This is a genomic window from Novosphingobium fluoreni (assembly GCF_014196615.1).
GTDB classification, from domain to species: domain Bacteria; phylum Pseudomonadota; class Alphaproteobacteria; order Sphingomonadales; family Sphingomonadaceae; genus Novosphingobium; species Novosphingobium fluoreni.
Genome location: NZ_JACIDY010000001.1, coordinates 259,501 through 277,387, shown reverse-complemented (window position 1 = coordinate 277,387; position 17,887 = coordinate 259,501). Strand labels below are relative to the sequence as shown.

At 64.5% G+C, this 17,887-nt stretch carries 16 protein-coding genes; 5 read left to right on the top strand and 11 right to left on the bottom strand.

Annotated features, from left to right (window positions below; genetic code table 11):
* Positions 1-15: 15 nt before the first annotated feature.
* The gene (locus tag GGR39_RS01295; RefSeq protein WP_058736291.1) at positions 16-501 is read right to left on the bottom strand and encodes a DUF6644 family protein; all 486 of its coding nucleotides are present in this window, start codon (positions 499-501) and stop codon (positions 16-18) included.
* 258 nt (positions 502-759) lie between these two features.
* On the opposite strand from GGR39_RS01295, the gene GGR39_RS01290 reads away from it, so the two are divergent.
* Together GGR39_RS01290 and GGR39_RS01285 are read left to right on the top strand one after the other, a co-directional pair.
* A complete protein-coding gene (locus tag GGR39_RS01290; RefSeq protein WP_183615548.1) occupies positions 760-2,157 on the top strand; it encodes a hypothetical protein in 1,398 nt (465 codons plus the stop codon).
* A 126-nt stretch (positions 2,158-2,283) separates the two neighbouring features.
* Positions 2,284-3,681 (top strand): serine hydrolase domain-containing protein, encoded by a 1,398-nt coding sequence (locus GGR39_RS01285; protein ID WP_246388177.1) that lies wholly within the window; start codon positions 2,284-2,286, stop codon positions 3,679-3,681.
* 21 nt (positions 3,682-3,702) lie between these two features.
* On the opposite strand, the gene GGR39_RS01280 is transcribed toward GGR39_RS01285, so the two are convergent.
* Both GGR39_RS01280 and GGR39_RS01275 read right to left on the bottom strand, forming a co-directional pair.
* Complete coding sequence (locus tag GGR39_RS01280) at positions 3,703-4,329, bottom strand: flavin reductase family protein (protein WP_183615546.1); 627 nt, start codon at positions 4,327-4,329, stop codon at positions 3,703-3,705.
* Positions 4,330-4,334: 5 nt separating this feature from the next.
* Positions 4,335-5,273, bottom strand: coding sequence for a carbon-nitrogen hydrolase family protein (locus tag GGR39_RS01275; RefSeq protein WP_183615545.1), 939 nt, complete (start codon positions 5,271-5,273; stop codon positions 4,335-4,337).
* Between the two features lie 111 nt (positions 5,274-5,384).
* On the opposite strand from GGR39_RS01275, the gene GGR39_RS01270 reads away from it, so the two are divergent.
* Positions 5,385-6,509 (top strand): cupin domain-containing protein, encoded by a 1,125-nt coding sequence (locus tag GGR39_RS01270; RefSeq protein WP_246388176.1) that lies wholly within the window; start codon positions 5,385-5,387, stop codon positions 6,507-6,509.
* A 43-nt stretch (positions 6,510-6,552) separates the two neighbouring features.
* Entirely contained in the window at positions 6,553-7,467 is a 915-nt protein-coding gene (locus GGR39_RS01265; RefSeq protein WP_183615544.1) for a fumarylacetoacetate hydrolase family protein, read from the top strand.
* Positions 7,468-7,527: 60 nt separating this feature from the next.
* Here the strand turns inward: GGR39_RS01265 and GGR39_RS01260 are convergent, their stop codons facing one another.
* Positions 7,528-7,953, bottom strand: coding sequence for an acyl-CoA thioesterase (locus GGR39_RS01260; protein WP_183615543.1), 426 nt, complete (start codon positions 7,951-7,953; stop codon positions 7,528-7,530).
* Positions 7,954-8,018: 65 nt separating this feature from the next.
* Positions 8,019-9,323 (bottom strand): helix-turn-helix domain-containing protein, encoded by a 1,305-nt coding sequence (locus GGR39_RS01255; protein ID WP_183615542.1) that lies wholly within the window; start codon positions 9,321-9,323, stop codon positions 8,019-8,021.
* Between the two features lie 405 nt (positions 9,324-9,728).
* On the opposite strand from GGR39_RS01255, the gene GGR39_RS01250 reads away from it, so the two are divergent.
* Complete coding sequence (locus GGR39_RS01250) at positions 9,729-12,152, top strand: TonB-dependent receptor (RefSeq protein ID WP_183615541.1); 2,424 nt, start codon at positions 9,729-9,731, stop codon at positions 12,150-12,152.
* 129 nt (positions 12,153-12,281) lie between these two features.
* Here GGR39_RS01250 and GGR39_RS01245 read toward each other — a convergent pair whose 3' ends face one another.
* The 6 genes from GGR39_RS01245 to GGR39_RS01220 form a co-directional block, all read right to left on the bottom strand.
* Positions 12,282-12,791 carry a hypothetical protein gene (locus GGR39_RS01245; RefSeq protein ID WP_153000884.1) on the bottom strand — a complete coding sequence of 170 codons (510 nt, stop codon included), beginning with the start codon at positions 12,789-12,791 and terminating at the stop codon, positions 12,282-12,284.
* 43 nt (positions 12,792-12,834) lie between these two features.
* Positions 12,835-14,166, bottom strand: coding sequence for a glycoside hydrolase family 183 protein (locus GGR39_RS01240; RefSeq protein WP_183615540.1), 1,332 nt, complete (start codon positions 14,164-14,166; stop codon positions 12,835-12,837).
* A gap of 20 nt (positions 14,167-14,186) precedes the next feature.
* Positions 14,187-15,050, bottom strand: coding sequence for a hypothetical protein (locus GGR39_RS01235; protein WP_221225895.1), 864 nt, complete (start codon positions 15,048-15,050; stop codon positions 14,187-14,189).
* Positions 15,051-15,211: 161 nt separating this feature from the next.
* Positions 15,212-15,568 carry a DUF6152 family protein gene (locus tag GGR39_RS01230; RefSeq protein WP_183615539.1) on the bottom strand — a complete coding sequence of 119 codons (357 nt, stop codon included), beginning with the start codon at positions 15,566-15,568 and terminating at the stop codon, positions 15,212-15,214.
* Positions 15,569-15,878: 310 nt separating this feature from the next.
* Complete coding sequence (locus tag GGR39_RS01225) at positions 15,879-17,306, bottom strand: NAD-dependent succinate-semialdehyde dehydrogenase (protein WP_183615538.1); 1,428 nt, start codon at positions 17,304-17,306, stop codon at positions 15,879-15,881.
* Between the two features lie 22 nt (positions 17,307-17,328).
* Entirely contained in the window at positions 17,329-17,886 is a 558-nt protein-coding gene (locus GGR39_RS01220; protein ID WP_058736279.1) for a cytochrome b, read from the bottom strand.
* Position 17,887: the final 1 nt, after the last annotated feature.

Genomic DNA, 17,887 nt, shown 5'->3' with positions numbered 1-17,887 from the left:
TCGGCGGGGTTCGCGTCAGGTGTAGGCGATCCACCGCCCGCAGAAGATCACCGCCACCCAAACGCTGAGCGAAATCCACGCCGCCGGTTTCACCATCGCGGCCCAGCCGGCATGCTCCAGGCGGAAGGCCGGGTTCAGCAGCGGCTTGCGGAAGAACAGGGTGAGGGCGAACGCCAGCAGCACCAGCGCCATCTTGGCCCAGAACAGCGTATTGGTCAGCGTGCGGCTGGGTTCGGCAACGACCATGATCGTGCCCGTGGCGAGCAGCACGATCAGCGCCACCCACATCCACGGCAGGTAGCGGCGCACCACCGCCGAAGGGCTTTCGTCCGTCGCCAGCACGCCGGCCAGCCGCAAGTCGGAGATCAGCGCGGAGCCGACGACGATGGCGATCGCCAGGATGTGGACGCTTTGGACCGTGGGAATGATCCACGTCACTTCGCGCAGGCCGGTGCTGACCGAAGTGTCGTAGAGCCAGTTTCCAAAGCTTTCGAGGGACATGTTGTGATCTTTCTCGAGATGGTGCGGGATGGCGGTCGCCCGGGCTGCGCTTTCCCAAAAAAGAGCATGAATCGCCGGGCGGGAGTGGTTGAGGGGTGAAGCAAAATCGCGGGCGGCGATATTTTGAAACGGTTCGATACCGCAACATCGCGATAGGAAACACGCTGCATCCGGCGCTTATGGCGTCGTGGGGCATTGTCGATGACGATGAGGAAAGATGAAGGGTGATCGCACCGATTGTTAGTGATACGCAACAATATGCAGAATGAGTTCGCCTCTCCTGAAGATCCATCGGACCCGGCGCACAAGCCACTGAAAACCGGCCAGGACGATCGGCGCGAGCTGCTGACCGTGCAGGCGCGGCGCGTTCGGGCCACGATCGGCACCAAGCGTTCGGACAAGCTGCTGCGCCTGTTCGACTTCCTGCTGGCGCGCACGCTGGAGGGCCGCCCGCCCAGCGAAATGGAGATCGCCAACGAGGCGTTCTCGATCGGGCCCACCGTGGATGGCCCACAGGACGCGACGGTCCGGGTCTATGTGCATCGCCTGCGCAAGTCGCTGGAGCTGTCGCAGGCCGATATGGCGGGGCCGCGCCTGTTCATCCCCAAGGGCGAATATGCGCTGATGCTGGAGGAAGAGCCGGAGGACGCCGGCCCGGTCGCGGCGGAGGTGGTGCCGGATGCGGATGGCAAGCCGCAAGACCCGCGGCGGCGGTGGTGGTGGTTCGTCGGTCTGGTCGTGGCGGGCCTGGCGCTCAATGCGCTGGTCTGGTGGGGCTATGCCCGGCGTGACGTTGCGGCGGAAGCGCCTGCGGTGGTGGCTACCACGCTGTGGGGGCCCCTGGCGACGGACTCGCGCCCGGTGACGGTGGTGATGGGCGACTATTACCTCTACGGCGAGAAGCCCGACGGCGAAGCCGGTGCGCCGCGCCTGATCCGCAATCCCGCGATCAACGCGCGCGAGGATCTGGACCTCTATCTGATGGCGCGGCCGGAAGAGCGGGCGCGCATCACCGACAGCGACAAGCGCTATGTGCCGTCCAGTGCGGTGGCCGCACTGGGCGATGTCTACAAGGCACTGCGCGATATCACGCGCACGAGCGGTCGCAAGCTTAGCCTGCTGCCGGTGTCTCAGCTGACGCCGGACATCCTGAAATCGTCCGACATCGTGTATATTGGCCAGCTGGGCGGTCTTGGCACGCTGCTGCGCAACCCCTTGTTCCAGGCATCGGGCTTTCAGGTGGGCGAGACGTATGACGAGCTGATCGACAGCGCCAGCGGGCGGCGCTTCCGCTCTGACGGTGGGCTGGTGCTGGCGGACGAGCGGATGGCGCGGCGCGACTTCGGCTATCTCGCCAGCTTGCCCGGGCCATCGGGCAATCACATCGTGGTGATCGCCGGTACGCGCGATCCGGCCTTGCGCCAGATGGCGGAATACGCGGCCAATCCGGCAAAGCTGGCCGCGCTGAACGGTGCGGTGCCAGGTGGGCGGCACGGGTTCGAAGCGCTGTATCAGGTGCGCACGCTGGGCAGCCTCAACGTCAACGGTCAGCTGCTGCTGGCGCGCCCGCTGCGTTCGGGAGACATCTGGGACATGTCCAAGCCCAGCCAGCGCTTCCCCAACGATGATTTCGAAGGGGACGGTGCGGCCAACTGATAAGGTGCTGGCCAGCTTCGAACAGGAGCTGGCCGCATCGGCCATCGTGCGCCCGGTCCCCGGCGTGGCAGCAGATCCGATGCTATACGCCCGGCGCGGGCGCGAAGGACCGAACGAGCTATGCGAATGTTGTGGCGACTGATCGCTGGACTTGCAGTTCTGGGTGCTGCCTTGGGCTCCGTGACGGCGCAGGCCGATGCTGTGGACGACTATGTGGCCGCGCAGATGCAGCGCCAGCGCATCACCGGCCTGGCGCTGGCGGTGATGCGCGATGGCCAGATCGTGCGGGCGCAGGGCTTTGGGCTGGCCAATATCGAGCATCACGTGCCCGTCCATCCCGACACCCTGTTCAAGACCGGGGCGCTGGGGATGCAGTTCACCGCGGTCGCCACGATGTTGCTGGTGGAGGACGGGAAGATCGATCTCGACGCCTCCGTCGCCCGATACCTGCCGAACGCCCCGCGCAAGTGGCGGCCGATCACGATCCGCCAGTTGCTGTGGCATACCTCCGGCCTGCCCGCGACACCCAATGGCGAGTTCCGCGCTGACTACACCGATGACGAGCTGCAGGCGATCATCGGCAAGGAAGAACTGAACTTCGCCGCCGGCACCCGCTGGCGCTTCAGCTGGGCCGATTACATCGTGCTGGGTTTCGTGATCCGCAAAGTCACCGGCGAATACTACGGCGACGTGCTGCGCCGCCGCGTGTTCGCGCCGCTGCACATGGCCACGGCGCGGCCGATCGACGAAATCGTCATCGTCCCCAATCGCGCTTCGGGCTACGAATGGCGCGAGGGCACCTTGCGCAATGCGGAGTGGGTGTCCCCCACGGCGAACAGTACGGCGGATGGATCGCTCTATCTGTCAGTGCTGGATTACGCGGCGTGGGACGCAGGCGTGTTCGCACGCAAGGTGTTGAAGCCCGAAAGCTGGGCGCAGATCGCAGCGCCCGCGCAGCTCGCCAGCGGCGGCACTTATCCCTACGGGCCCGGCTGGTTTCAGGAGAACGTCGGCGGCCACGCGGCGTGGCGGCACGCCGGGGCCTGGCAAGGGTTCAAGACCTTCGCGATCCGCTATCGCGATCCGGCGCTGACGGTGGTGGTACTGGCCAACAGTGACAATGCCGATCCCGCCGCGATCGCGCGCCAGGTCGCTGCGCTCACCGAGCCTGGCCTGGCGCAAGCCAAAGTGCAGCCCTTGCCGAATGCGGATGCCGCCCAGGCGCGCGCGTTGCTGACGGCGATCCAGGCGGGCGCGGTGGACAAGACCGCGTTCGCCTACCTTGCCGCGCTGGACCTGAGGGAGACGCTGGCCGAATACCAGGGCATCCTCCAGCCGCTGGGCCCGTTGCAGGACGTGGCCTTGTTCCAGACGCTGAAGCTGGGGGACGACGATGCGGCGATTTATCGCGCGCGTTATCAGGGCGGCACCGTGGAACTGCGCATCAGCACCGCGCCCAATGGCAAGATCGGCAATCTTGAACTTTCGCTCATCGATGCCTGGGACGCGCCGGTCTATCCCTGACGCAATCCCGGTGGCGCGCTCTTAGGTGTTGCCGCCTTGCTCGGCAAAGACCGGGCGCGTCATCTGGAACAAGTCCGTGCAGCGCGTGTACCACCCGGCGCCGTGCATCCGCGCCACCAGGTTCATCGCCAGCGTATCGACATGCAGCCGCTCAGCATCGACCAGCGCATCATCGATGTGGAAGCGCAGCACTTCGCCCAGAACCACCAGCGAAAGGCCCGCCTCCACCGTCTGGAACACCTTGCACTCCATTGACACCGGCGCCGATGCGATGCGCGGCGGCGCGATGCTGGTGGATGGCGCGGTCTCCAGCTTGGCGGCGTCGATCTCGTCGAAGGATGGCGGGGCATCGATGCACGTCAGGTTCATGGCTGCGGCATCGCGTTCGCTGACGAGGTTCACCACGAATTCGCCGGTGTCGAGAATGTTCTGGCCGCTGTCCTTATAGGTTCCATCGGGCCGCCGCATGATACCGATCGCCACGATCGGCGGGGCGGCGCCCATCATGTTGAAGAAGCTGTATGGCGCGGCGTTGCGCACGCCGTCCGGCGATTGCGTGGTCAGCCAGGCGATCGGGCGCGGGGTGATCGCCGCGCTCATCAACTTGTAGCGATCGGGACCGGCGACTTGCGCGAAATCGAACTCCATGTGCTTTACTCCGCGCCCTCACGCCGGACCGCCCGCTGCGGCGCGACGTTGACCGAAAGCGAGAACACGTCCGGCCGCGCATAGTGCCCGGCCACATCGAAGTCGTACTTGCCGCGCACCACCTCATCGGGATCGATATCGGCGTAGAGGATCGTTTCGCCGCCGTAATCGGGCCCGGCCAGCACGCCGCCTAGGGGCGAGACGATCATCGAACCGCCGCGCAGCAGCACCAGGTCGGGATCGTCACCCAGCGCGCAGTCATAGTGAGCCGGGTAGGCGGCGCGGGTGATGTGCTGGCAGGCGGACAGCACGAAGCAGCGCCCCTCCAGCGCTACGTGCTGCATCGTCGCGGCCCAACCGTCGCGATCGTCGGCCGTGGGCGCGCAGTACAGCGTCACGCCCTGGTCATACATCGCCATGCGCATCATCGGCATGTAGTTTTCCCAGCAGATCACTGCGCCGATCCGGCCCAGCGGCGTCTCGATCACCGGCATCGTCGAGCCATCGCCGAAGCCCCAGATCAAGCGCTCCGCACCTGTGGGCATCAGCTTGCGATGCTTGGTGATCAGGCCGCGCTCCCCATCGAAGAACAGCGCCGTGCAATAGACGGTGCCGCCATCCCGCTCAATCACGCCGATAACCACGAAAGCGCCGGTGGCGGCGGTGGCTTCTTCCAGCACGCCCACTTCCGGCCCGGCCAGATCGATCGCCGCCTCGTGATACCTGCGATAGTCTTCGCGCCCCTGCGGCTTGCGCATGCCCACCGGCGTGCCGAACGACGCGCCCTTGGGATAGCCGCCCAGGAATGCCTCGGGAAATACGATCAGCTTCGCACCTGCCGCCGCCGCTTTGGTGATCAGCGCGGCCGCCTTGTGCGCCGAAGCCAGCGAGTCATAAGGATCACAGGCGGCTTGGACGACGGCGGCCTTGAACGGCTGGGGCATGGCAATCTCCCATGGGCGGCATCGGCCGCGTTTGCATCATCCCGTCATAATACTTGCATTTGCATATAATTCAATGTATTTCCCGCGTGTGTGAACCGTGGGAGCAGGTCTTTGGCGCACAGCTACGATCAGTATCGTGAGGAGATGGTGGGCCGCGCGAATGTCGCGGATACGCCTGATCTGCTGGCGTACTACAAACGGCTGGAGACGCTGGGCACCGGCGCGCTGTGGACCGTGGCGAACAAGATCGAGCCGTGGGAGCCCGCGTCCACCTCTGTCCCGATGCTGTGGCGCTATCGCGATCTGCGCGAAGACGTGCTGCGTGCGCTCGATCTCGTCACGCCGGAGCAGGCGGGGCGGCGGGTCGTCTATCTGGAGAACAAAGGCCGCGCCGATGTGGTCGCGGCGGTGGGCTGGCTCTATTCCGGGCTGCAGGTGATGGCGCCGGGCGAATGCGCATCCAGCCACCGCCACAGCGCCTCCGCCTTGCGCTTCATCATGGAGGGGCAGGGCGCGTTCACCAATGTCGACGGGCACAAGATGACGCTGGGCGCGAACGACTTCGTGCTGACCCCCAACGGCACCTGGCACGAACATGGCGTGGCAGAGGATGGCACCGTCTGCATCTGGCAGGATGGGCTGGACATCCCGCTGATGAACGCGCTGGAAGCCAACTTCTACGAGGTTCACCCCGATCTGCAGCAGGCGATTTCCTTTGCGGTGGATGATAGCACCGCCACCTGGGCCGGGGCCGGTCTGCGGCCCGCCGGAGCGCAGTGGACCAAGCGCTACTCCCCCCTGCTGAAATACGAATGGGCGCCGACGTATGAGGCGCTGACCCGCTACGCGCGCGTCACCGATGGATCGCCCTACGATGGCATCCTGATGGACTATGTGAACCCGGACAATGGCGGACCGGTGATGCAGACGATCGGCGCGTCGATGCAGTTGCTGCGTCCTGGTGAGCGGACCAAGGCGCACCGCCAGACCGGCAGCTTCGTCTATCAGTGCGCCAAGGGCAGCGGCTGGTCGATCATCAATGGCCAGCGCTTCGATTGGCGCGAACGCGATATCTTCGTTGTGCCGGCCTGGATGTATCACGAACATGCCAACGCGTCCGACAGTGAAGACGCCTGCCTGTTCAGTTTCCACGACTTGCCGGTGATGCGCGCGCTGGGCCTCTATCGCGAAGAGGCGCTGGGCGAAAACGACGGACATCAGCCCATTCTTTCCTGACATCTTCGAACCCTCCGCAATTCTCAAACAGGGACATATTCTCATGCGTCTAGTGACTTATCGTGCCACCGTGGAAGCAGGCGCGCGCCTGGGTGCGCTGGTGGACGATCTGGTGGTCGACCTGGCGCGCTTCGGCGCGGTGGCGGCGGTTCCGTTCCCGTCCTCCATGCTGGAATTCATCGATCTGGGTCCGCAGGCTGTCGCCACGGCGACCAAGTTGCTGGCAGAGTGCCAGGGCGTGTTCCCGATCGGCACGACAGTGCCATTGGCCAACGTCAAGTTGCTGGCTCCCATCCCCCGGCCGCGCAAGAATATCTTCGGCATCGGCCTCAACTATACCGAGCACGTGGCCGAAAGCGCGAAGTCGCTGGATACTTCGGCCGAGCTGCCGCGCCAGCCGGTGATCTTTTCCAAGCCGCCGACGACCGTGATCGGTCCTGGCGAACCCATCGTCCACAACAAGGCGATCACGCAGCAGCTGGACTGGGAGATCGAGCTGGCCGCGATCATCGGTACCACCGCCAAGGGCGCGCGCCGCGAAGACGCGCTGCGCCATGTCTTCGGCTACACCGTGCTGATCGACATGAGCGCGCGCGATTGCCGCCGCGCCGGGCAGTGGATCTACTCGAAGGGTCAGGACAGCTTCGCGCCGATGGGCCCGGTCGTCGTCACGGCGGACGAAATCCCCGATCCGCAGACGCTGGACTTGTGGCTGACGGTCAACGGCGTCGAAAAGCAGCGCAGCAACACCGCCTTCATGCTGTTCAAGGTGGACGAACTGATCGCCGATATCTCGCAGGGCATCACGCTGGAGCCCGGCGACATCATCGCCACCGGCACGCCCGCGGGCGTGGGCGCGGGCATGGATCCGCAGGAATGGGTGTGGCCCGGCGATGTGATCGTGGGCGGCGTCGATGGTATCGGCACGCTGCGCCATCCGATCGTGGCGGCAGCCTGAAATACGAATAAGGAAGCAAGGCGGCGAGATCCCGGTCTCGCCGCTGCTTCTATCGTGCGATCAAGCTTGTGATGGAGCCTCGACAAGTTGTGCCGCGATCTTTTCGCGGATGAAATCGGGCCAGGGCCTGGCTTTGTGATCGTTCAGGTCCATGCATACCAAAACGATATCCGCATTCAGGCGATCGCGCCCTTCGCCCGTGAACACCACATTGATGTGGCAACTTGTCCGGCCCAGCACGCGCGGGGTGATGCGGATGGTCAATTCATCGCCCAGACGGCTGGGTGACAGGAACGTCACCTCCAGCTTTACCGTGGGCGTGCCATAGCCGCCGTCGATATGCATCGTCTTGAAGCTGGCGCCCAGTGACTGCGCGAACCAATCCTCCACCGCGCCGTTCACCATTTCGAAGTAGCGGGGGTAGAACACGATCCCGGCTGGGTCGACATGGGCAAAGCGCACTTGCGTGCTGGTTTCAAAAATCATGAGTGAAGTCCTCAGGACGATATCGGTGAAAGTCGAATGGTCGTTACGGCGAAGTGGCCCGGCGATCAACTTGCGGCTGGCGTATTCGCGGCCATGCCCGAAACGCTGCGCAAGGGCCGTATCATGACCAGGCTGCGGTCCATCGGCGCGTCGTTCATCGTGCGCACTTCGTAAAGGGCCTCGAACGATCGCGTCGCCGCGCGCTGTCCGGCCAGCTTGCCCATCTGTACAGCATCGGTGACGAGGCTCGCCATGCTTTGCACGCCATGATCGCCGAGGCCCGAAATCACCACGATGTGCCGGCCAGAAGATGTCGCCACGCTGGCGATATAGCCGTAATCGCGGCCGGTGCCCTGGTCAGCCGGGCCCGCCGGGGCATCGCTGAACGATCGACCCGATCGGCGGTCCGACAGCTTTCCGCTTTGCGGATCCCACGACAGCGTCGATGATCGGAACAGCGGCGCCGCCAGAAAGCCCATGCTGGCCAGCCGCCCGACGTAGATGATATCGTTGCCATCCAGCGCCGAAGACTTGAGGCGCGAGATCGGCGTGATGGTGGGTGATGATCCCACCTGGCCATGCAGCGCGTTGACCACCGGCAGAATATCCCAAGTCGCCAGCGCGGTGCCAACCGGGGAGAGATGCAGGTCGAAGTCATAAAGCGTGTAGAACGATTGCGGATGCGTGGTCAGATAGTTGCCGAAATCGCCGCGAGAAAGGATCGTCGGGTCCAGGATCAGGCGATTGACGCTTTTGCGATCCTTGGCCTCTGCCAGCAGGAAGTTGTCACCCGTCACCAGAATTGATGGCTTGTCCAGCGCCAGCGGGCGCCAGAAACTGGTGGAGCGCAGCTGCAAGGCGGGATCGGCCACGCGCTTTTGCGCCGTCACGATCTGCCAGGCGACCAGGTTCAGCACCACGAAAGCCAGTGCGGCAAGAGCGAACGCGGCGCTGCGCCAACGAGGCCCGGCCGGCGCGGTCTTGGTTGCATCGGGCTCCGCAGCCGCCCCGGCTTCGGGGGCGAGCAGGATGCGGTACTGACCCTTGGGGATGAACAACCGCCGCCCGCTCTGGTTGGCATAATGATCGTCCAGCCGCTTGCGCAGGCGGTGGACATAGACCCGTACCGCCGAATCTCCCACGCTGCCTTCCGCGCCGTCCTTGCCGAACACCGCCAGCGCGATTTCCACTTCCTTGGGCGCGCGGTCATCGGTGGATCGCGACACCAGGAAATCGAACAGCTGGACGAACACGGCCGAGCGCCCCGCCGCCAGCACTTCGCGAAAGCGCGCCACTTCCGCCGCGAATTGCGCGAGGTGATCCGCTGCGTCAGGAGAGGCCGGGCTGTCCACCACTGGGATTTCCGGCAAGGGGCTTGATCCTCGTCAACTGACTGTTTTCGGGTCGGCATCCCCAAAGACGCCGGGCGCATGGTCAAGACTAGCGCCATCTTTCACCGGCGCAATCCATGTCCGTCATTTTATGGCGGAAATCCGCCATCTGTAACGTCTGGTAACTGTTTAGTTTAGGGAACAGCGCTAGCGGAATCACGGTATCGTGTTACGAAACGTGCGCATTGTGACGAATCAATGGCGGCCTGAAGAGCACCATCACCGGCCTGGCCGGTGCGCCACGTCCCATGCACGCCAATCGCGGGAAATCGCGCGCAGGGTGGCTTTTTCGGCCGGATGGTCGAACGCCGCCCGGCGTATCGCATCGACCGCGCGACATGCATGCGACGGGTTCGGGGATCAGGGTTTAAGGGAGATCAAGGCATGAGCGAGCAAGGTTTCAAGATGCAGGTGGCCATGTGCCGCGCGGCACTGCTGGGGGGTGTCTGTCTGCCCATCGGCCTGCTGGCGGGGCCCGCGCTGGCGCAGGACGCCGCCGCACCCACCTCAGCGCAAGCGCGCCAGGAACAGACCGGCGGGCCGGACGATATCGTCGTCACCGCCACGCGCCAGTCGCAAGTTCTCAGCCGGGTGCCGCTCAGCATCGTCGCCAAGGACCAGATTCAGCTGGACAAGCAGGGCATCCGCTCCATCGGCGACGTGGCGCGGCTGACGCCCGGCATCACCTTTGGCCAGAGCACGTCCTACTTCGGCACCGGCCAAAGCACGATCGCCATTCGCGGTGTCGATTCCGGATCGGGCATCCCGACCACCGGCGTCTATATCGACGACACGCCGATCCAGACGCGGCAGGGCATCAGCCCGTCGCTCAGCAATGCCTACCCGCAGATCTTCGATCTGGACCGCGTGGAAGTGTTGCGCGGGCCCCAGGGCACGCTGTTCGGCAGCGGCTCGGTGGGCGGCGCGGTGCGCTTCATCTCGCCCAAGCCCAATTACGATGACGTCAGCATCTACAGCCGCGCCGAAGCCGCCGCGACCGAGCATGGCGCACCAAGCTACGAGCTGGGCGTGGCCGGCGGCGCGCCCATCGTGGAGGGCAAGCTGGGCTTTCGCGGCAGCATCTGGGGCCGGCGCGACGGCGGCTATATCGACCGCCTGGATCGCTATTCCAAGAAGAAGATCGACAAGGATATCAACGGCCAGGACGTGGTTGCCGCCCGCTTCGCGCTGGGCTGGAAAGCATCGGAAGCGTTCACCATCACGCCCTCGATCTTTTTCCAGAGCCAGTCGATCGACGATGGCTCACGCTATGAACTGGCGGTGTCGAACCCCAAGAAGCAGGATTACAACCTCAGCCTGAACGCCATTCCGGAAAGCCGCCGGGATCGGTTCTACCTGCCGGCGGTGAAGATGGAACTGGACCTGGGCAGCATGTCCCTGGTTTCGGACACTTCGTATTTCACGCGCAAGACCAACTCGGTCAGCGATGACGCCTCGCTCAGCCTGGCGATCTTCGGCGGTGTGTCCGGCCGGTTCCTGCCGGGCTTCGAAAGCTACACGCCGCGCACGATCAGCAACACCAGCCAGAAGGCGTTCACGCAGGAATTGCGCCTGCAGAACAACAACACCGCCGATCGCTTCAACTGGATCGTCGGGGCGTTCTATCAGAAGTCCACAGTGCGCGATCGGTACGCGGGTTCAGACCCACGCTTGCTGGACGTGATCAACGTGGGCCAGCAGCAGCAAGGCCTGCCGCCGTTCGCGTCCTTGACCGAAATCTACGGCACGGAATTATATCAGGGCCAATTCTCGGTACTTCAGCGCAACACCCACAAGGATGATCAGAAGGCGGTCTATGCCCAGGCCACTTATGAAATCCTCGATGGCCTGAAGATCACCGCCGGTGGCCGCTACACGATCGCCAAGTATCAGTTCAACGCCTTCACCGCCGGGCCGCTGTTCACCACGGATGGCAAGTCGGACACGCTGCGCGCCACCAGCAAGGACTTCACGCCCAAGATCGGCTTGTCCTACCAGGCGGACAGCAACAACTTCTTCTATGCCAACGCCGCCAAGGGCGTGCGCGGACCGGGCGTGTCCCCGGCGGTGGGCGCGACGTGCGGCACCGATGGCGCGGCGATCGGCTTCGATCCGCTGGTTTCCCGTGCGGTCAGCCCGGATTCGATCTGGAGCTACGAAGCGGGCAGCAAGAACCGCCTGTTCGGTGGCAAGGTGCAGCTGGACGCGTCGGTCTATCGCATCGTGTGGAAGGACGTGCAGACCAACCTCAACCTGCCGATCTGCCAGCAGCAGCTTTTGCTCAACCTGGGCGATGCCAAGATCGACGGCTTCGACATCGCGGTGAACACGCGGCCGGTCGAAGGGCTGACGCTGGGCGCAGCAGTATCGTATATCAAGGCACGCTACACCTCGGCGATCCCGGGCCCGGATAACACCACGATCCGCAAGTCCGGGGAACCGCTGGCCGCCGCGCCATGGTCGGTGCAGCTCAACGGCGAATACGTCCACCCCGTGGGCGACGGCGAACTCTATGGCCGTGCAGACTACACCTACACCAGCAAGAACAAGCGGCCGCTGGACCTGAACTCCCCGCTGGTCGACCCCGTAATCCCGCGTCCGCCGGCAACTTCGCAGCTGAACTTGCGCATCGGTGGACGGTTCAGCACCAGCGGTGACAACAACGTGGATTTCAGCGTCTTCGTCAACAACGTGACGAACAGCCACCCGACGCTTAGCCTGTTCCACGAGACGCTGGATTCGACGTGGTTCCGCGCCGGTACCTTCCGGCCGCGCACGGTGGGCGTCACCTTCACCTTGCGGCACTGATACGAAAAGGGGCCGGAGCGCGTGCTGCGCTTCGGCTGTGCCACGCTACCGAAAAAGAATAAGGGCCGGAACGCACGCAGCGTTCCGGCCCTTTCTTTTACCGATAGTGATCGCGGCGCGTGGCTGGCCTTACGACTTTTCGCCGGGGCGCTGCGTCTCGCTCTTGGGCAGATAGGCCTTGTGGCAGGACTCGCACACATTATCCAACGTGCCCCCCACTTCGAACATGCGCTTGGTATCGCGAGATTTGGTGGCCGCTTCGGCCTGCTTGGCGACGTCAGAGACGGCCTGGGCAAAGCCGTTCCACTCTTCGCCGCGCCCGGCGGAGTATTCCGGCGTCTGCAACGTCGCGCTCAAGTCCTGGAGGTGCAGCATGGCATCCTCCACGCGCTTCCATTCGGCATCGTTCTGCGGCTTGACCTGACGGAAGCCCTTTTCGTCACTGATGAACTGCACCGAATTCCAGAAGACCATGGCGGTGGGCTGCACCTGATCTTCCATGAAGTGGTGGACCAGCTCCTTGTCGTTCTCCGGCTTGGCTTCGGGCTTGGGCTGATCGGCCTGCTTGCAGCCGGGCAGCAGCAGGGCCGCCGCCGCGATCGTGCCTGCCATGGCTATGGTGATTGCGCTGCGTCTCATCATCGTGGCTCCCGTAAATCAGATCGAGCGGCATCGCCGTGGTTCAGCCGAGCGTGAGATCGACCCGTTGTGTATTGAAGGCGAAACCCGGGATGTACCGGCGCAGGAACTCCGCCTCGATCCGGTTGTGATCGCGCGGTGACTTCGCCTGCTTCAGCGCATCCTCCAGCTTGCCCTCGTCCCGCCCGAAGGCGAGCATGCCTTTGAGGTCGGCCCAGGCGATGTGCATCGCGGTGCCGTCCGCGCTGGTCCAGCCGGGAATGATCTGCGGGGAGTAGGCGAGCGAACCGGCATCGCCGCCCGGCGTCCAGGCGCGATTCTCATGGACTTGCCGCCAGGGCCCCCACGGCTGTTCGGACACCCAGAAACCCAGGTAGCTGGGCTTGCCATAAGCGGTGCCGTCCGGGCCGCAGCCGACGCCGGTACTCGCCATGACGTAAAGCCCCAAGGCTTCGTTGAAGACCACGCTGGGCAGCCAGGATTCCAGTACCAGATCGCCGGGAAACACATTGGCGCTGTTCACCCATCCGCGCGGGAAGGTGTGGACCGGCGCGCGCTGCGCCAGATCGGCGCTCCAGGTCGCGCTGCCATCGGCGCGGCGCCCGGCGAAGAAGCGGTAGGCGCAACGATCCAGCACCTGGGCGATGGGCACGCGCAGCAGCATTAGCTGATTCATTAGGCCATCGGTGTTGCCGTTCAGCCCATAGATGTAGATGAAGCCATCGCGGTTGGCGCGATAGCCGCGGCCCATCTGCAGGATCGACAGCAGCGAGAAGCAGCCATCCGGCTCGTCGAAGAATGCAAGCGTGCGGCGCGACTGCTGTTCGAAGCTTTCGAAGCGGACGGGGGTGGTGCCGTCCTGGTTGCGCCAGGTGCGCCCGCCATCGTCGGAATAGATCAGCTTAGCGCCGATCCAGTGGCGCGGACGATCCTCGGCGCGGTCCAGCGTGGCCAGGAACTGGATCAGCCGTCCGCCCACCCACAGCAGGCCGTGGCCGTGATACTTGGGCGCATCGGGGTGTGTCCCCATGTCGAGATCGGGGTAGCTTGGCAGATCGGCGAAGCGCGGGGCAGCGGGGCCGCCGGTGATCGTCCAGACGCGGCTGTTGTACATGGCGCGCGGCGGCCAGGTCCAACCCGGGCCATCGTTCACCGCCAGGAACTGCCGCCCGTCGGCCGCCCAGGTCGCCTTGTAGCCATCGCCCAGTCCACCCAGGCGCCGGATCGTGGCGTCCTGCAAGGAAACGCCCGTTACCCGGTGGGCGAGGGCGGGGGAAACGCGCGGCCTGGCGCTGAGCGGGAAGCTGCCCGCCCCGCAGGCCATGCCGGCGCTCAGCAGCAGCGTCTGCTTCACGATGTCGCGCCGGGTGGCCATCGGGGGCGGTCCTGCCCGGCCTACTTCTTCTTGCCCTTGCCCGCGGGCGCAGTGGCCGCCGGAGCAGCGGCTGCAGGTGCGGTGGCGGGGGCGGCGCCATTCGTGGCATCGGTCTTCATCGACACGGTGCCATCATCGTTCACCTTGAACAGCGGGTCTTCCTTGTCGCAGAGGTATTCCTTGATCTCGTATTCCGGATTGAGCTTGTATCCGTATGAGAAGCGATAGGGCTCCTGCAGGGTCTCGGGGTCCTCCACCGTGATCTGGTCTTCTAGATAGCCCGGCGCGGTCAGGCGGATGCGCTCGGTGATCTGCATCTTGCCGCTGTGGGGGATTTCGAAGAACTGCACGTCCTCGCGCACGCCGCGCGTGGTGACGACCAGGGTATCGCCTTCCCAGCGGCCCACGGAATACCCGTAGTAGTTGGGCGAAAGCTCGTCATCGGGCGGCATCGTCTTGCCCAGCAGGATGCGCCGCGTCTGTGTGAGGAATTCGGCCAGCACGGTGACTTGGCCCGGCGTCTGCAGGATCTGCAGCGGGAAGATCGCGCCCATGATCGAAGGCATGCCTTCGGGCAGACACAGCGTGCTGGGATCGGCCAGCGGTGTACCGGCGGCGATCTTGGCGTCACGATCGGCGCGCTTGGCCTTCCACTGGCTGGCGAACGGTTCCTTCAGCTTGGGGCCGCCGTTGGGCACCGGCAGTTCCTTGAACGTGTTCTCGTCCCCGGCGAAAGGATCGGGATAGATTTCCCACACGCCCGAGATGTCCGGTCCTTCCACCTTGGCGGCGGGTGCCGCGGGCGCGGACTTGGTGGCGGCCACGGCTTGAAGGGGCATGCCAAGGCCCAGCGCGGCCATGAGGGCGATCTTCGAAAGTCTCATCACAATCCTCCATCCAGCCGGCAACGCCGGGATCAGCGCCCGGGTGCGATCGGCAACCCCTTGCCACCCCACCGCCGCTAGCGGTGATGGGCAGCGCTTATCTCAGCTCGAAAAGCCTAAGCCCGAAAAACAGGGGGCCGGACAATGCCAGCCCCCCGCGATCACCAGGCGCTCAGCGTCTTGCCGCCCGGCAGCGTCACGGTCTTGAGCATGCCGCCCGGCTGGCCGTTGCGCAGCGGGTAGAAGGCGATGGCGATCTTGTCGCCCGCCTTGATGGTGTTCACTTTCCACCCGGCGCGGCTCATCATGTTGGTGCTGTTGCATTCCAGCACGTACTTCGTGCCCTTCACATCCAGCACGACGAAGCTGTGCGGATTGGTCCAGCGGAACTGGCTGACAGAGCCGGTGGCTTGCTGGATCTTGGTCTGGTCGAACATCGCGAAGCTGTGGTGGGCCAGCGCCGGCGTCACGCCCAGCAAGCCCAGAACCATAGCCGCTACAAACTTCTTCGCACGCATCATCAAACTCCGTTCGCTGATCGGCATCGCCGATCCTCATCTATTGCGTTTGCATGTCCGTCTGCCGGGAAACCGATCGGCGCGTGCCCCGTCATTCCAGCTTTTCGTCCGTGACGCCGGCCCGGCATCGGATGCGCCAGGCAAACGCCACATCTCCCATCCAAGGTAGCACTGGCCTGCGGCCAGCAAAGCGCATTACAGTTTTGATACCGTTACTGTAACGCGCCGCGCCTGCTACCGATCTATTATGATTTCAGGCACTTGCGCCGGGCAGGCGGATATTGCCCGCCCGGCGTCGAGGCTTCGGGCCTCAGCCCTCGATACCGCCCATCAGGCCGTACTTCAGCTCCATGTATTCCGACAAGCCGTGGCGCGATCCTTCGCGGCCCATGCCCGATTGCTTGACGCCGCCAAAGGGTGCCACCTCGCTGGAGAGGATGCCTTCGTTGATCGCCACCATGCCGTATTCCAGCCCTTCCATCACGCGCCAGATGCGGCCGATGTCACGGCTGTAGAAATAGGCGGCCAGGCCGTAGATCGTATCGTTGGCGATGCGGATCGCCTCGGCCTCGTCCGTGAAGCGGATCACCGGGGCGACGGGGCCGAAGATTTCCTCGCGCGCGATCTCCATATCCTGGGTCACGCCGGTGATGACGGTGGGGGCATAGAACGCGCCGTTTGCCTCCTCACCGCCGACGACGAGCTTGCCGCCCGCGCCGATCGTTTCCTTCACCACGTCCGCCACGCGCGCCGCCTCCTTGGCGTCGATCAGCGGGCCCAGGTTCACGCCTTCGGCCATGCCATCGCCCATCTTCAGGGTGCCGATGCGCGCCTTCAGCTTTTCCACGAAGGCATCGTGGATGCTGTCCTGCACCAGCAGGCGATTGGCGCACACGCAGGTCTGCCCGGCGTTGCGATACTTGGAAGCGATCACACCTTCAACGGCGGCGTCCAGATCGGCATCGTCGAACACGATGAAGGGCGCGTTGCCGCCCAGTTCCAGGCTGAGGCGCGTGATCTGCTGTGCGGCTTGCGCCATCAGGATCTGGCCCACCTTGGTCGAGCCGGTGAAGCTGAGCTTGCGCACCTTGGGGTGCGAGCAGAACAGGTTGCCTACCGCCGAAGAAGTCTTGGTCGGCACGATGCGGAACAGGTCTTCAGGGATGCCGGCCTGCTGCGCCAGGGCTTCCAGCGCCAGTGCCGTCAGCGGCGTTGCCTCGGCGGGCTTGACCACCATCGAGCAGCCGGCGGCCAGAGCAGGCGCGACCTTGCGGGTGATCATCGCCAGCGGGAAGTTCCACGGGGTGATCGCCGCGCACGTGCCTACGGGCTGGAGGATGGTGACGATGCGGCTCTTGGGCGAAAAGCCGGGGATCGTCTCGCCATAGGCGCGTTTGCCCTCTTCGGCGAACCATTCGATATAGCCGGCGCCGTAAGTAACCTCGCCCTTGGATTCGGCCAGCGGCTTGCCGCTTTCCAGCGTCATGATCCGCGCCAGATCATCGGCGTTCGCCATGACCAGATCGTGCCAGGCGCGCATCAGCTTGGCGCGTTCCTTCGCGGTTAGCTTGGCCCAGGCGATCCGCGCGGTATCGGCCTTGTCGATGATCGCCGAAACCTGGTCCGCGTCATGGCTGGCGATGCGGCCGACGACTTCGCCGTTGGCGGGATTTTCCACCACGATCGGGCCATCGTCGCGCAGATAGGAAGTGATCAGGGCGAGGGGATTGGAAGTCATGCTGTTTCTTCTTGAATGGGAGTTAGAGCATCCGTGGCAGCACGTCTGTGTCGCCACCCTTGTCGAAGAACCGGTGCTTCAGGACACCGGCCACATGCAGCACAACGAGCACGAGCAGCGTGTAGGCGAGCCACTTGTGCAGCGCGTCGAACACTTCGAACGCCTTGTCGTTCTTGGGCAGGAGTTCGGGAAGCTCGGTGAAGAAGAACGGCACGCCGTCGCTCTGGGTGAAGCTGCTGGACATGGCATAGCCCATCAGCGGCACCACCACGATCAGCACCAGCATCGCATGGTGGACCGTCTTGGACAGGACCACCTCCCACCGCGCCAGACCGGGCGGCAGCGCAGGCAGGTTGGAGCGTGATCGGATCGCCAGTTGCACCAGCGCGATCAGGAAGACGAGCACGCCAAACTCCTTATGCGTGGGATAGAGCAGCGTGTAGGTGATCGTCGCGTCTTCGGGCATCGAGGTCATGACATATCCCAGCGCGATCAGCCCCAGGATCAGCACCGCCCGTATCCAGTGCAGGATTCGCAGCGAAAGGGGATAGCGCTGGACGGGGGCGGGCTGCTGGCTCATG

Coding starts and splice junctions, on each gene's coding strand:
- GGR39_RS01295 (WP_058736291.1), bottom strand. CDS start 501: ATGTCCCTCGAAAGCTTTGGAAACTGGCTCTACGACACTTCGGTCAGC.
- GGR39_RS01290 (WP_183615548.1), top strand. CDS start 760: ATGCAGAATGAGTTCGCCTCTCCTGAAGATCCATCGGACCCGGCGCAC.
- GGR39_RS01285 (WP_246388177.1), top strand. CDS start 2,284: ATGTTGTGGCGACTGATCGCTGGACTTGCAGTTCTGGGTGCTGCCTTG.
- GGR39_RS01280 (WP_183615546.1), bottom strand. CDS start 4,329: ATGGAGTTCGATTTCGCGCAAGTCGCCGGTCCCGATCGCTACAAGTTG.
- GGR39_RS01275 (WP_183615545.1), bottom strand. CDS start 5,273: ATGCCCCAGCCGTTCAAGGCCGCCGTCGTCCAAGCCGCCTGTGATCCT.
- GGR39_RS01265 (WP_183615544.1), top strand. CDS start 6,553: ATGCGTCTAGTGACTTATCGTGCCACCGTGGAAGCAGGCGCGCGCCTG.
- GGR39_RS01260 (WP_183615543.1), bottom strand. CDS start 7,953: ATGATTTTTGAAACCAGCACGCAAGTGCGCTTTGCCCATGTCGACCCA.
- GGR39_RS01250 (WP_183615541.1), top strand. CDS start 9,729: ATGAGCGAGCAAGGTTTCAAGATGCAGGTGGCCATGTGCCGCGCGGCA.
- GGR39_RS01245 (WP_153000884.1), bottom strand. CDS start 12,791: ATGAGACGCAGCGCAATCACCATAGCCATGGCAGGCACGATCGCGGCG.
- GGR39_RS01240 (WP_183615540.1), bottom strand. CDS start 14,166: ATGGCCACCCGGCGCGACATCGTGAAGCAGACGCTGCTGCTGAGCGCC.
- GGR39_RS01235 (WP_221225895.1), bottom strand. CDS start 15,050: ATGAGACTTTCGAAGATCGCCCTCATGGCCGCGCTGGGCCTTGGCATG.
- GGR39_RS01230 (WP_183615539.1), bottom strand. CDS start 15,568: ATGCGTGCGAAGAAGTTTGTAGCGGCTATGGTTCTGGGCTTGCTGGGC.
- GGR39_RS01225 (WP_183615538.1), bottom strand. CDS start 17,306: ATGACTTCCAATCCCCTCGCCCTGATCACTTCCTATCTGCGCGACGAT.
- GGR39_RS01220 (WP_058736279.1), bottom strand. CDS start 17,886: ATGAGCCAGCAGCCCGCCCCCGTCCAGCGCTATCCCCTTTCGCTGCGA.